Origin of the sequence: Adlercreutzia sp. DFI.6.23, from assembly GCF_024462535.1 — a bacterium.
GTDB lineage: Bacteria > Actinomycetota > Coriobacteriia > Coriobacteriales > Eggerthellaceae > Adlercreutzia > Adlercreutzia rubneri.
In genome coordinates this window covers 1-306 of record NZ_JANGBP010000422.1, presented here as the reverse complement: position 1 = coordinate 306, position 306 = coordinate 1, and the positions used below count along the sequence as shown (strand labels likewise).

Below are 306 nucleotides of genomic sequence, written 5' to 3'. Positions count from 1 at the left end.
AGAGACCGCTGCTCACCACACCGCCAATCATGGCCTGAGCCATATTGCCGCATCCAATAAAACCAATTGTATCTTTCATTTTAATCCTCCGTCCGTTCAATTATTTTTAAATTGTAAACCTCAAAACTCAATTACACCTTTATTTTAAACCTCTTTCACCCTTTATACAAACAAATTATGCGCTTTTTACTCACTCATTATTTTACGGCCCTCTGTATAATAAGAGCAAGCTTAATAAAAACAAGGAGAATAAAATCATGTCTGTTTTACTGAATGCGCAAAATCTGACCAAATATTATGAAAAAA

1 protein-coding gene is annotated in these 306 nt (G+C 34.3%); it reads right to left on the bottom strand.

Features of this window, described 5'->3' with window-relative positions; translation table 11 throughout:
- Positions 1-79 (bottom strand): NAD(P)-binding domain-containing protein (locus NE591_RS16410; RefSeq protein WP_371130629.1); only part of this gene is annotated, 79 nt, incomplete at its 3' end.
- Positions 80-306 lie beyond the last annotated feature (227 nt).